The sequence below is a fragment of the Cupriavidus sp. OV096 genome (assembly GCF_900115455.1).
Lineage (GTDB): Bacteria > Pseudomonadota > Gammaproteobacteria > Burkholderiales > Burkholderiaceae > Cupriavidus.
Genome location: NZ_FOWM01000022.1, coordinates 24,698 through 37,704, shown reverse-complemented (window position 1 = coordinate 37,704; position 13,007 = coordinate 24,698). Strand labels below are relative to the sequence as shown.

Here is a 13,007-nt window from a genome sequence, read left to right as displayed (position 1 = left end):
GTTCCCAAATGCCAATCGCACCGAAGTTGCGAATATCGAACCATGCTGCGACTTCGCGATGCGACAACCGCTGGCTTCGCATCCGCTTCAGCACGGCAAGCTTGAACTCGGCGCTGTAGTGCGTGTACTTCCGTTTGATGCTCGCCGCGCCATGCAGGCGGTATCCCGCCACCCAGCGCCGTACTGTTCCGCTGTCTATTTCATGGCGTTTGGCGATCTCACCATAGCCTGCCTGACCGTCCAGGTAGCTCTGGATAACTGTCAGCCTGAACTGCTCCGAGTACCGATACATGAAAACACCCCAAAAGTTGGTGTCCAACTTTTGGGGTGCAGTTCAGTCCCGGGCTTTTTCTTTGCTGTCGACGATCAACAACTCAGTCGTGCCTCACCCCGATCAACCGGGCGAACGACGCCGCCGAGTCATCCAGCGCCCCGCTATTGTCGATCTCGACCAGCTTGCAGCCGGCCGGCACGTCGAACGCCTGCCCCGCGCGCGCCAGACGTTGCGCGATCGCCGCTTCGGACTCCCGCCCCCGCTGGCGCAGGCGCGCCGCCAGGGCCTCGGGCTTCACGCGCACGTGCACCGCGCACAGCCCCGGATAGCGGGCGACGGCCGTCGGCAGGTACTCGCGCGAGCCATTGACGATGACCTTGAGCCCGCGCGCGAGCCAGTCCTCGATCTCCACGCCGATGCCGTAGTCCAGCCCATGGCTGTGCCAGTGCAGCGCCATGCAGCCGAGCGCCCGGCGGCGCGCGAACTCGTCCGTGGACAGCGCCACCGAGGCCTCGTTGGCATCGGCGGCGCGCGTGATGTAGCGATGGGCCACCACCACGCGGTCCTGCGGGCCCAGCCGCTCGCGCAGCGCGCGCAACAGCGAGTCCTTGCCGCTGCCGGAGGGGCCCATCACGTAGAACAGGCCGTGGCCGTCCGCGTGGGGATCAGTGTGGGGATTGGCGCGGGTATAGATCGTCATGATGCGAGCCAGGCTGCACCGGCGCCATCGCGCGTGCTGCCGTTAAAGCCATAGTGGCGCGCGACGAGGAAGTCGGCGCCGGGCTCGGGCTGCACGAACACGGCGATGCCATCGACATGCATCGGCGCGCTGCAGAGCTGCTGGCTGGCCGGCGCGAGTTGCGCGAGCGCGGCGGCTTCCGCAGCAGCGTCGAGCATGCCGGTGAGCGTGATATGGAAGGTGAAGGTCTCGAACACGTAGGGGTAGCCCCACGCCTCGAGCATGCGCCGCTGGGCGGCGCTCAGTTGGTCCGGCTTGCGCTTGCGCAGCTCCGCCTCGGTGGGCGGCGCGCGGAACGGTTCGAAGGCCAGCACGCAGCCATCGGCCAGCGCGTGCATCTGGCGGGCGCCTTCGTGGCTCTCTGTGCCGTCATCGAGACACCACGCGAGGAAGCCGCGCAGCGCGCGCAGCGTCAGCCGGGCGTGGAAGGCATCGACGCCATGCGCGAAGTCACGCGCGGCGGCATCGAGCATCGGGCCATCCGTGCCCGCCGCCAGCCGGAACGGCGGCTTCAGCGTGGCGTGGAGGCCGTAGTGGGCGGGCGCCGCCACCCAGGCGTCCGGGCGCGGCCCGAGGTTCTTTGGCAGTGGCAGCGGCGCGCCGGTATCGGCATCGCGCCCCAGCCACTGCGCGCCGAACGTGCGGAACGGCTCGGCCGGCGCCAGGTAGATCGCGAAGCGCGGTGCGGCCATCGTCATGCGGCCAGACTGCCTTCGTCGCCGTCCGCCGTGTAGCGGGCCTCGGCGATGTCGATCATCGGCAGCACGCGCGTGGCGTGCTTCAGCTCACCGTTGACAATGGTGCCGCACACGCGTGGCAGGCCCGGCACGCTGTCATCGACCAGGATGGCGTCGGCGCGCAGCCCCGGCGCGAGCACGCCCCGGTCGCGCAGGCCAGCCGCGCGGGCCGGGTTGCGCGAGACGAGGTGCCACGCCTCGGCCAGCGAGACCACGCCAAGCTGCGCGAGCTTGAACGCGGCCTGGATCGGCGCGGGGTAGTAATAGTCAGAGGCCAGCACCGTGCACAGGCCCGCCGCCACCATCTCGGTGGCGTTGGGGGCGCCGGTGTGGCTGGTGCCGCGCACCACGTTGGGCGCGCCGAACACGGTTTCGTCGCCGATCTGGCGGGCGAGCTTTGCGACCTCGATGGTCAGCGGGAACTCGGCGATATGACAGCCCTGGCGGTGATAGTGCTGGCGCGTGGCGAGGTCCGGGTCATCGTGCGAAGCCACCGGCAGGCCCGCCGCGCGGGCGGCCGCGATCAGGCTGGACACGCCCGCCGGCACGTCCTGCGCGTTGCGGCTGGCCGTGCGCAGGCGCGTACGGAAGGTCTCGGGGTCGCACTCGGCGCGCTCGGCGTACTGGGCCAGCTTGCTGTCGTTGGCCATCTTGCGCGCCATCATCGGCAGGTGATCGTTGATGGCGAGCAGGCCGACGCGGCCATCGGCCATCCAGGACAGCGCGGTCTCCACGCCGGCGAGGTGATAGGCCTCGAAGCGCAGGTGCACCTTGTGGGAAGCGCCCAGCACCGGCTGCAAGTGCGCCAGGGCATCGAACATACGCAGCGCGTAGGCTTCGCCACGCAGGCCGCCTTCCCAGGAGAGCGTCACGCCGTGGAATTCGGTCGTGATGCCGTGCGACAGCAGTTGGCGGTCCACGTCGAGCAGCGCGCCCGCGTACGGGAAGCTCACGCCGGGGCGCGGCATCACGGCACGCTCGAAGGCATCGCCATGGATGTCGACGATGCCGGGCAGCACCAGCAGATCGCCCGCATCGATGCAGGGGCCGCTCTCGGGCGCCTGCTGCGGCGAGGCGACGCTGCCGTGGTCGAAGCCCAGCGTTGCCGGGCCAATGGCGGCCGCGCCCAGCACACGGCGACCCGTGATGCCGGCCAGCCGCGCCGAATGAGTTTGGTTTGTCGTAGGCATGGGCAACACACTACCCCTGGTTGATGACACTCGCATGTCTACACCGGATGTCTAGACCAATGCGATGCAAGCGCCGCACTCGCGGCGCACCCGGATTCAGTCGCTGTCGGAGACGGTGAGTTGCACCCAGTCTCCGGCAAAGCGGGTCATGCTGTATTGCAGCGGTGCGCCGTCGATGTCCACGTTGAGCGCTTCCACCTGGAGCACCGGCCGCGTCTTGGGCTGGTTCAGCAGCCGCGCCACCGGCGCGCTCGGCATGGCGGCGGTGATGCGCGACCACTTGCGCGTGTAGTCGGCAATGCCGAAGTGCGCCAGCGCGCGCGAGATCGACAGCTTGGCGCGCACCTGCTCCTCCATGCCCGGGAAGCGCTTGGGGTCGAAGTAGTGCTCGGCCACGTCGATGGTCCGCTCCTCGGCCTTGCCCACCATCTGCACGTGCAGCACGTCGGCATTGCGCGCCAGACCGAGGTGCTTGGCCACCTCCGGCGCGCGGATCACCTGGCTGCCCAGGATCTCCATATGCCCGCGCATGCCCTGCGCGGCCAGGTTCTGCGAGAACCGCGTGCGGCGCCCAATGGCGTAGTCGATGGCGTGCTCCTGCACGAAGGTGCCGCGCCCCTGCTCGATGCGCACCAGACCGCTCAGCTCCAGCTCACCCATGGCGCGCCGGATGGTGTGGCGGTTCACGGCAAAGCGCGTGGCCAGCTCCGGTTCGGGCGGCAACTGCTCGCCAGGGCCATAGAGCTTGTTGCGGATGTCGTCCGCCAGCGCCTCGCCAATCTGGCGCCACACGGCCACGCCGGAGCCACGTTCGACTTCCCGTTCAGACATCGCTTCCCTCTTTCATCATGCTTTCATCGTCATTCAATACCGTGCGATTGTGCCTCACACGGAGCGCCCGCGTGGCGTGCCCGATCAATCCGCTCCGGGTCGGCCAGCGCGTCATGAAAGCTTCATGTGGCTGTGGTCTAGTATCGCCGTGTTGTGGTATTTTACATCTAAACGTATAGACGTATAGGGGTGATGATGCAAAGCGAAACCAATGCGGCACGCGCCGCATGGCTGCGAACCCTGGCTCTGGCGCGGTCTGACGCGCTGGAAGCGGCCTACGCGCGGCTCGGCGAGGCGGCGGCACTGCCGGCCTACCGCCTGCTGCGCAAGCCGGAGTCGGGCATGGCCATGGTGCGAGGCCGCGCTGGCGGCACGGGCGCCCAGTTCAATCTGGGCGAGATGACCGTCACGCGCTGCGCCGTGGTGATCGAGGATGGCGAAACCGGTGGGACCGCCGGCGTCGCCTATGTACAGGGCCGTGGCACCCGCCACGCCGAGCAGGCCGCCGTGCTGGACGCCCTGCTCCAGTTGCCGGCCTGGCACCAGCGCGTGACGGACCTCGTCCTGGCCCCGCTGGCGCAGGCCTTTGCCGACCGCGCAGCGCAGCAGGCCGCCACCGCCGCGCAGACGCGCGTCGAATTCTTCACGATGGCACGCGGAGAGGACTGACATGCCCACCACGCAATCGAATCTGCCGAACTTCGGCACCCCGGCCGCCTCGCTGCTGCCCGGTTTCGACAATCCGGTCGATGACGCCCAGCAGGTGTTCCGCGCCACGCTGGAAGCCTTCGCCCATCCGGGCCGGCTCGCGTCGCTGCCGGCCACCAGCGGCGTGCCCGAGGGCCTCTCGCCCGCGCTGGCCGCGCTGCTGCTGACGCTGGCCGACCCCGACACGCCGGTCTGGCTGCCCGCTGACGTCTCCGCCCCGGCGCGCGCCTTCCTGCGCTTCCACTGCGGCTGCCCGCTGGTCGATCAGCTCGACGCCGCCACCTTCGTCTGCGTGCCGGCCGGCCATGCGATGCCCGCCCTCGCCGACTGCGCCCAGGGCCAGCCGGCCTACCCGGACCGCTCGGCCACGCTGATCGTCGAAGTGGCCTCGCTGACCGAAGGCGACACGCTCACGCTGCGCGGCCCCGGCATCGAGACCACGCAGGCGCTGACCGTCACCGGCCTGCCCGCCGACTTCCAGGCCAGCTGGGCCGCGAACAACGCCGGCTTCCCGCTCGGCGTCGACCTGCTGCTGGCCAGCGGCGACCAATTCTGCGCACTGACGCGCACCACGCACCTGACGCACGGGGAGAACTGACATGTACGTAGCCGTGAAGGGAGGCGAACGCGCCATCCTGAACTCGTACCAGATGCTCGACACCTATCGCCGTGGCGATACGTCGGTGCCCGAACTCACGCTCGCCCAGATCCGCGAGCAGATGCCGCTGGCCGTGGCCCGCGTGATGGCCGAAGGCTCGCTCTACGACCCGCACCTCGCCGCCCTCGCCCTCAAGCAGGCCGCCGGCGACCAGATCGAGGCGATCTTCCTGCTGCGCGCCTATCGCACCACGCTGGCGCGCTTCGGCTACACCCAGCCGCTCGATACCGGCACCATGCGCCTGCAACGCCGCATTTCGTCGACGTTCAAGGACGTGCCGGGCGGCCAGGTACTCGGCCCGACCTACGACTACACCCAGCGCCTGCTCGACTTCTCGCTCGAAGCCGGCCGCGACCCGGAACCGCTGCCGCCGTCCGCCCAGCCGCTGGCCGCCGGCATGCCGCGCGTGACGGGCCTGCTGGAAGCCGATGAACTGGTCGAAGCCGACGCCATCCCGCCCGGCGACCCCGCCCCGCCGGACCTGACGCGCGAGCCGCTGACCTTCCCGGCCGACCGCGCCGCCCGCCTGCAGAACCTGGCGCGCGGTGACGAGGGCTTCCTGCTGTCGATGGGTTACTCGACCCAGCGCGGCTACGGCAACTCGCACCCGTTCGCGGCCGAGATCCGCTACGGCACGGCCGAGGTGGAACTGTTCGTCGAGGAACTGGGCTTCGCCGTGACGATCGGCGAGGTCGAGCTGACCGAGTGCCAGATGGTCAGCCAGTTCAGCGGCAACGCCGACGAGGCGCCCCGCTTCACGCGCGGCTACGGGCTGGTGTTCGGCTACAACGAGCGCAAGGCCATGTCGATGGCGCTGGCGGACCGCGCGATGCGCGCGGCGGAGCTGGGCGAAGCTGCCGACGCCCCGGCCAACGACATCGAATTCATGCTCTATCACAGCGACAACGTGGAGGCCTCGGGCTTCGTCCAGCATTTGAAGCTGCCCCACTACGTCGACTTCCAGGCCAACCTGGAACTGCTGCGCCGCCTGCGTGCCGAGCAGGAAGCCGCTGCGCCCAACGCCGCCGCCCCGGCCGCGCCGCATGCCGCCGCGCAAGCCGCCACCCAAGAGGAAACGCTGGCATGACACAGACCATCGCCCATCCGGCCACCGTCGCCCGCGACGATCATTACAACTTCGGCTACCTCGACGAATCCACCAAGCGCATGCTGCGCCGCGCGCTGCTCAAGGCCGTGGCGATTCCGGGCTACCAGGTGCCGTTCGGCAGCCGCGAGATGCCGCTGCCCTATGGCTGGGGCACCGGCGGCATCCAGGTGACGGCCGCCATCATCGGCAAGCAGGACGTGCTGAAGGTGATCGACCAGGGTTCCGACGACACGACGAACGCCATCAACATCCGCCGCTTCTTCGGCCGCGTGACCGGCGTGCAGACGACGGAGCGCACCGCCGAGGCGTCGATCATCCAGACCCGTCACCGCATTCCGGAAACGGCACTGCGCGCAGGCCAGACCATGGTCTACCAGGTGCCCATTCCCGAGCCGCTGCGCTGGCTGGAGCCGAGCGAGACCGAGACGCGCACCATGCACGCGCTGTCCGAGTACGGCGCCATGCACGTGAAGCTTTACGAGGATATTGCCCACCACGGGCATATCGCCACGACCTACGACTATCCCGTGATCGTCAACCAGCGGTACATGATGCGTCCGTCGCCCATTCCGAAGTTCGACAACCCCAAGCTCGACCGCAGCCCCGCGCTGATGCTGTTCGGCGCTGGCCGCGAGAAGCGCGTCTACGCCGTGCCACCGTACACCTCGGTCCGGAGCCTCGATTTCAAGGATCACCCGTTCACGGTGGAGAAGTGGTCGAGCTGCTGCGCCCAGTGCGGCGCCACGGACAGCTACCTCGACGAAATCATTACCGACGACGCCGGCACCCGCATGTTCGTCTGCTCCGACACCGAGTACTGCGCCGACCGCCAGGCCGCGCAGGCCGTGGAAGCCGCGGGAGTGTGCCAATGACCGCCACGCCGCTTCTTTCCGTCCGCCACCTCACGCGCACCTGGGACGGCCTGCACGGCTGCCACGACGTCAGCTTCGACCTCTATCCGGGCGAAGTGCTCTGCGTGGTCGGCGAATCCGGCTCGGGCAAGAGCACGCTGCTGCAGGCCCTGTCGATGCAGGCGCCGCCGCAGCGCGGCAGCGTCAGCTATGACATGCGCGAATCGGGCCTGACCGACCTCGCCACGCTCTCCAGCGCCCGTATGCGGCTGCTGGCGCGCACCGACTGGGGCTTCGTGCGCCAGCATGCCCGCGACGGCCTGCGCATGCAGGTCAGCGCCGGTGCCAACATCGCCGAGCGCCTGATGGCCGTGGGCGAGCGCCACTACGGCAACCTGCGCGAAGTGGCCGGCGCCTGGCTCGAGAAGATGGAAATCGATCTGGCCCGGCTGGACGACGTGCCCGGCACGTTCTCGGGCGGCATGCAGCAGCGCCTGCAGATCGCGCGGAACCTCGTCACCCATCCGCGCCTGGTCTTCATGGACGAGCCGACCGCCTCGCTCGACGTCTCCGTACAGGCCCGCCTGCTCGACCTGCTGCGCCGCCTGGTGACCGATCTCGGCCTCGCCGCCGTGCTGGTCACCCACGACCTGGCCGTCGCCCGCCTGCTGGCCCACCGCACGCTGGTCATGCAGGGCGGCCGCGTGGTCGAACAGGGCCTGACCGACCAGATCCTCGACGACCCCCAGCACCCCTACACCCAGCTGCTGGTCTCCTCCATCCTGCAAGGCTGACGACGATGTCCACCGACAACCTCCACACCCCTGCCGAGCGACTGATCGAGGTACGCGGCCTTGGGAAGATGTTCACGCTGCACAACCAGGGCGGCATCCGCCTGCCCGTGCTGCGCGCGATCGACTTCGACGCCGCGCGCGGCGAATGCCTCGTGCTGTCCGGCCACTCCGGTACCGGCAAGAGCACGCTGCTGCGCTGCCTCTACGGCAACTATCTGGCCACCGAAGGCACCATCCGCCTGCGTGATACCAGCGCCGAAGGCGCGCCGTGGGTCGAGCTGACGCAGGCCCCGGAGCAACGCATCCTGCACCTGCGCCGCCATGTGATCGGCTACGTCAGCCAGTTCCTACGCGCCATTCCGCGCGTCTCTGCGCTCGACGTAGTGGCGGAGCCGCTCGAACAGCGTGGCACCTCGCACGAGGCAGCCCGCGCCCGCGCCGCCGTGCTCCTCGAACGGCTGAACCTGCCGCGCCGCCTCTGGGACCTGCCGCCGGCCACCTTCTCGGGCGGCGAGCAGCAGCGCGTGAACATCGCGCGCGGGCTGATCGGCGGCCATCCGATCCTGCTGCTGGACGAGCCCACCGCCTCGCTCGACGCCGACAACCGCGCCGTGGTGATCGGCCTGATCCGCGAAGCCCAGGCCGAAGGCCGCGCGCTGATCGGCATCTTCCACGACGAAGCCGTGCGCGACGCCGTGGCCACTCGCCTGCTGCCGCTGCAACCCGCTACCGCCATCGCCTGACGGACGACCGCCCCCATGACCACCACCTACCTGACCCACGCCACGCTGGTCCTGCCGGACCGCGTGCTGCAAGACAGCGCCCTGCTGATCGAGGATGGCCGCATCGCCGCCATCGAACCCGCGCCGGCTGCCGTGCCGGCCCACGCCACCGTGATCGACCTGCGCGGCCACGCGGTCATGCCGGGCCTGATCGATGTGCACTGCGACGCCATCGAGAAGGAAGCCGAGCCGCGCGCCAATGTGCTGTTCCCGCTGGACTTCGCCGTTGCGCAGGTGGACCGCCGCAACGCCGCCGCCGGCATCACCACGCCGTACCACGCGCTCTCGTTCGCCAGCAACCAGTTCGGCGTGCGCAACAACGAGACGGCCGCCACGCTGGTGCGCACCGTGGCCGCGTACCGTGCGAGTAGCCTGGTCGACAACCGCATCCACTGCCGCTACGAGGTGACCGACGCCGCCGCCGTGCCCGTGCTCGAAATGCTGATGGCCGAAGGCGTGGTGGACCTGCTCTCCGTGATGGATCACTCCCCGGGCCAGGGCCAGTTCAAGACGCTGGACGCCTATCTCTCGTACATGATGGGCAACCACGGCATGAGCCGCGAGGAAGCCGCCGACGCCGCCGCCAAGAAGACGGCCGAACTGGACGGCGCGCACGAGCGCGTGAACCGGCTGGTGGCCCGGGCGCACGAGCTGGGCATTCCCACGGCCAGCCACGACGACGACAGCCCCCAGCGCATTGCCGCGATGCAGGCACTCGGCGTGCGGATGAGCGAGTTCCCGATCAACCTGGAAACCGCCCGCGCGGCGAACACGCATGCGCTGCCGACCATCCTCGGCGCCCCCAACGTGCTGCGCGGCAAGAGCCAGAGCGGGTCGATGCGCGCCATCGACGCCATCCAAGCCGGGGTGGGCAACATCCTCTGCTCGGACTACCAGCCGTCCACGCTGATCGCCTCGGCCTACGCCGCGGCGCGGCAGGCCGATCTGCCGCTCAACGAGGCGCTGGCGCTGGTCACCGCCAACCCCGCCGACGCCTGCCTGCTCGACGACCGGGGCCGCCTGGTGCCGGGCCTGCGCGCGGACCTGATCGCCGTGGCTACCGTGGCCGGGCAGCCGATGGTCACGCACACGTGGTCGGCGGGCCGGCTGGTGTTCTCGGCCGGCTACCCGGCTGGCGCGGTGCAGCATGCCGTGCCGCGCGAAGCCATGCGCGAGGTCGCCTGATGGGGACCGGACTTCCCGCCGGGTTAGCCGCCGGACTGGCGCAGGTGGTAGGGGTCAGCCGCAGCCCCGTGCACGGCTTCAGCAAGCCGCGCGAGACGTCCATCCGGCTGCTGCCCGGAATCGGCGTGGAAGGCGACGCCCATGCCGGCACCACGGTCAAGCATCGCTCGCGCGTGGCCGTGGACCCGACCCAGCCGAACCTGCGTCAGGTCCACCTGATCCACGCCGAGCTACACGCGGCGCTGGCGGCGGCCGGGTTCGACATCGGTTATGGGGAACTTGGCGAGAACATCACCACGGCCGGCATCGACCTGCTCGGGCTGCCGGTCGGCACTCGCCTGCGGATTGGCGATGCGCAGATCGAGATCACCGGGCTGCGCAACCCGTGTGCGCAGATCGAGCACTTCCGTGAAGGGCTGCTGAGTCAGGTGGTGTATAAGGACGCGCACGGCGAGATCGTGCGCAAGGCTGGCGTGATGGGCGTGGTGGTGGCGGGCGGCGTGGTGCGGCCCGGTCAGGGTATCGAGACCACCCTGCCGCCGCTGCCGCACAGGCGGCTGGAGCGAGTCTGACAAGTACGAGACCCGGCACGTGCCGGGCATTCTCTCACTATAGATTGCCGGAGCCGGCGCGCTCCTCAGGACTTGTCCCGATCCCCTCCCGCTCGCGTTCCGGCGGCCGTCCTCTATATATATAAGGGAGGCGGGCCGCCATGCATGACGGCCGGATCGCACCGAGGAGCCAGCATGCCGTTCAAACCCACACTGCCAGCCATGCTGGCTGTTTTTTTGTGCGCGGCGTGCACGCCGCCGATGCTGGCCGACCGCTCGGCGCCCATGCAGGGCCCCACCGCCCCCAAGCCCTACCCACCGCCGCCTGAAAGCCGCGCCACGCCCATCGCGGCGCGCGTGATCAACCTGTCTGGCAGTTGCAAGCGCACCGAGGAGGATGGCTTCCGCGAAGACGCGTTGGTCAAGGTCACGGGCAATGCCGTGCAGACGCTGAAATGGAAGCTCTGGGTGTCCCGGAAGGGTTCGTGCACGTTCGATCTGGAGGATTTCAAGCAGGTACAGCAGACGCCACACATAGAACTGCATGCAATTGACGGCAGCGGCTGCAAGCTGATGGTGTGGCAGGACCCGCGCCGGGTGACGCTGGCCCATGCCCGCTGCGAGAAGCACTGCACGCCGGGTATCTACGAGCAGGCGTGGCCGGTGCTGTTCGACCCGAAAAGCGGCGCTTGCGCGGAGATCCGGTAAATCTGACCGGCGCCGCCCCTCGGGTGATCGGAGGAAGTTACTGCTGGGTGGCGAACTGGATGCGGTGCAGGCCCGCGTAGAGCCCGTTGGCGGCGAGCAGTTCGGCATGGCTGCCATGCTCGGCCACGCGGCCCTGCTCCAGCACGACGATGCGGTCGGCGTTCTCGATCGTGGACAGCCGGTGGGCGATCACGAGCGTGGTCCGCCCCACCATCAGCGACTCCAGCGCCGCCTGCACCTGCCGCTCCGATTCCGAATCGAGCGCGGAAGTCGCCTCGTCCAGGATCAGGATCGGCGCGTCCTTGTAGATCGCGCGCGCAATGGCCAGCCGCTGGCGCTGGCCGCCGGACAGCTTCATGCCGTTGTCGCCAATATTGGTTTCCAGCCCCTCCGGCAGCCCCTTGACCGTATCGGTCAGGTAGGCCGCTGCAAGTGCACGCTCCACGCGTGCCATATCGATCGCTTCTCGCGGATGCACGCCGTAGGCCACATTGGCCGCCACGGTGTCGTTGAACAGCACGACATCCTGGCTCACGAACGCGATCTGGCGGCGGAGGTCGGTCAGCGCGAACTGGGCGATGGGCTGGCCATCGAGCAGGATCCGGCCGTCGGTCGGATCGAAGAAGCGGGGTACGAGGTTGACCAGCGTGGTCTTGCCGCTGCCGGACGGACCGACCAGCGCCACCACCTCGCCCGGGGCCACCCGGAAATTGACATGCTGGAGCGCCGGCCGGCCGGCGTCGCCATAGCGGAAACCGACGTCCTCGAACACCAGATCGCCCTTGGCACGTTCCAGCCGCAGGCCTTCGGTCTGCGGCTCGATCGGCTCGTCGATGAGCCGGAAGATCATCTCGGCGGCGGTCAGCCCGCGTTGCAGCGGCTGGTTCAGGTCGGTCAGGTGCTTGAGCGGCGAAATCAGCAGCAGCATCGCCATGACGAAGCCGGTGAAGCCGCCGACCGTAGTCTGGTTGCCCTGGGCCTGGATCATCGCGATGGTCAGGATCACGGACAGCGCCAGCGACGCCAGGAACGCGGTGACCGGCTGGTTCAGCCCGCCCGCCACGGCCATGCGCATCGAATAGCCGCGCAGGCGCTCGGCCATGGCCTCGAAGCGCGACTGCTCGTAGGTCTCCCCGCCATGCAGCTTGACCACCTTGTAGCCGCCGGCGGCTTCCTCGACCACGTACGCGGCCTCGTTGGTCAGCGTCTGGTGGTCACGGTTCAGCCGGCGCAGGCGCCGGTTCACCTTCGACATGACGAAGCCGATCACGGGCAGCAGCACCGCCACCACCAGCGTGAGCCGCCAGTTGGTATAGAACAGGTAGATCAGCAGCGCCAGCACGGTCAGCGAGTCACGCACCAGCGTGATCAACACCCCGGTCAGGATCTGCATCACCTGGTTGACCTCGAAGATCACGGCATTGATCAGCGACGCGGCGGTGTTGCGGTGGAAGAACAGCGCGGGCGCCTGCAGCATCCGGCCGAACATCTGCATGCGCATCTTGAACAGCACGCGGTTCGAGATCTGGGCCAGCAGGTAGCCGGACGCGAACTGCGCCACGCCACGGACCAGCGCCACGCCGGTCAGCAGCGCGGGCACATGCCAGAGCTTGCCGGCGTAGTCGCCGCCAAACCCCTTGTCGAGCAGGTCGTTGACAACCTTGGGGATAATCCCCTCGCTGGCGGCCACCAGCGCCATGGCGAGGATGGCCAGCGCGAACACGCGCATCTCGGGCTTCAGGTAAGCCCAGACCCGCTTGAGGGTGTCGGCTTCCTGGGGCGTTTGTTTATTGTTTTCGTTCACGATGACTCCGCCCCGCTCGCACGGGGGGTTGTGCCTGCCAAGACTGCGACAACCGCTAGAATGGCGTTCCAAAAGGGGAACCTTGCA

15 protein-coding genes are annotated in these 13,007 nt (G+C 68.8%); 9 read left to right on the top strand and 6 right to left on the bottom strand.

Annotated elements, in window-relative coordinates; genetic code table 11:
- The 5 genes from BM115_RS26895 to phnF all read right to left on the bottom strand — a co-directional run.
- Window positions 1-292: transposase (locus BM115_RS26895; RefSeq protein WP_143093952.1), on the bottom strand; the 292-nt coding region annotated here is incomplete at its 3' end.
- Between the two features lie 82 nt (window positions 293-374).
- A complete protein-coding gene (gene phnN / locus BM115_RS26890) occupies window positions 375-974 on the bottom strand; it encodes a phosphonate metabolism protein/1,5-bisphosphokinase (PRPP-forming) PhnN (RefSeq protein WP_092301998.1) in 600 nt (199 codons plus the stop codon).
- Complete coding sequence (locus tag BM115_RS26885; RefSeq protein ID WP_092301995.1) at window positions 971-1,711, bottom strand: DUF1045 domain-containing protein; 741 nt, start codon at window positions 1,709-1,711, stop codon at window positions 971-973. The genes phnN and BM115_RS26885 overlap by 4 nt, the downstream gene beginning before the upstream one ends.
- Window positions 1,708-2,940: an alpha-D-ribose 1-methylphosphonate 5-triphosphate diphosphatase gene (locus BM115_RS26880; protein WP_092301992.1), complete on the bottom strand. Its 1,233-nt coding sequence runs from the start codon at window positions 2,938-2,940 to the stop codon at window positions 1,708-1,710. Before BM115_RS26880 ends, BM115_RS26885 begins: the two co-directional genes overlap by 4 nt.
- Window positions 2,941-3,036: 96 nt before the next feature.
- Complete coding sequence (gene phnF, locus BM115_RS26875; RefSeq protein ID WP_092301989.1) at window positions 3,037-3,771, bottom strand: phosphonate metabolism transcriptional regulator PhnF; 735 nt, start codon at window positions 3,769-3,771, stop codon at window positions 3,037-3,039.
- Between the two features lie 192 nt (window positions 3,772-3,963).
- Between phnF and phnG the strand changes: the two genes are divergently transcribed.
- The 9 genes from phnG (at window position 3,964) to BM115_RS26830 (ending at window position 11,116) form a co-directional block, all read left to right on the top strand.
- On the top strand, window positions 3,964-4,440 hold the full coding sequence (phnG, locus tag BM115_RS26870) for a phosphonate C-P lyase system protein PhnG (RefSeq protein WP_092301986.1): 477 nt from the start codon (window positions 3,964-3,966) through the stop codon (window positions 4,438-4,440).
- Window position 4,441: 1 nt separating this feature from the next.
- Window positions 4,442-5,077 carry a phosphonate C-P lyase system protein PhnH gene (gene phnH / locus BM115_RS26865; protein ID WP_092301983.1) on the top strand — a complete coding sequence of 212 codons (636 nt, stop codon included), beginning with the start codon at window positions 4,442-4,444 and terminating at the stop codon, window positions 5,075-5,077.
- A gap of 1 nt (window position 5,078) precedes the next feature.
- On the top strand, window positions 5,079-6,224 hold the full coding sequence (locus BM115_RS26860; protein ID WP_092301980.1) for a carbon-phosphorus lyase complex subunit: 1,146 nt from the start codon (window positions 5,079-5,081) through the stop codon (window positions 6,222-6,224).
- The gene (locus BM115_RS26855; protein ID WP_143093951.1) at window positions 6,221-7,117 is read left to right on the top strand and encodes an alpha-D-ribose 1-methylphosphonate 5-phosphate C-P-lyase PhnJ; all 897 of its coding nucleotides are present in this window, start codon (window positions 6,221-6,223) and stop codon (window positions 7,115-7,117) included. The genes BM115_RS26860 and BM115_RS26855 overlap by 4 nt, the downstream gene beginning before the upstream one ends.
- Entirely contained in the window at window positions 7,114-7,890 is a 777-nt protein-coding gene (gene phnK, locus BM115_RS26850; protein ID WP_092301977.1) for a phosphonate C-P lyase system protein PhnK, read from the top strand. The genes BM115_RS26855 and phnK overlap by 4 nt, the downstream gene beginning before the upstream one ends.
- Before the next feature lie 5 nt (window positions 7,891-7,895).
- A complete protein-coding gene (gene phnL / locus BM115_RS26845) occupies window positions 7,896-8,633 on the top strand; it encodes a phosphonate C-P lyase system protein PhnL (protein WP_092301974.1) in 738 nt (245 codons plus the stop codon).
- A 15-nt stretch (window positions 8,634-8,648) separates the two neighbouring features.
- A complete protein-coding gene (locus tag BM115_RS26840; RefSeq protein ID WP_092301971.1) occupies window positions 8,649-9,857 on the top strand; it encodes an alpha-D-ribose 1-methylphosphonate 5-triphosphate diphosphatase in 1,209 nt (402 codons plus the stop codon).
- Window positions 9,857-10,429, top strand: coding sequence for an MOSC domain-containing protein (locus BM115_RS26835; protein WP_092301968.1), 573 nt, complete (start codon window positions 9,857-9,859; stop codon window positions 10,427-10,429). The genes BM115_RS26840 and BM115_RS26835 overlap by 1 nt, the downstream gene beginning before the upstream one ends.
- Window positions 10,430-10,603: 174 nt before the next feature.
- Complete coding sequence (locus tag BM115_RS26830; protein WP_092301965.1) at window positions 10,604-11,116, top strand: hypothetical protein; 513 nt, start codon at window positions 10,604-10,606, stop codon at window positions 11,114-11,116.
- Window positions 11,117-11,153: 37 nt separating this feature from the next.
- Here the strand turns inward: BM115_RS26830 and msbA are convergent, their stop codons facing one another.
- Entirely contained in the window at window positions 11,154-12,920 is a 1,767-nt protein-coding gene (gene msbA, locus BM115_RS26825; RefSeq protein ID WP_092301962.1) for a lipid A export permease/ATP-binding protein MsbA, read from the bottom strand.
- Window positions 12,921-13,007 lie beyond the last annotated feature (87 nt).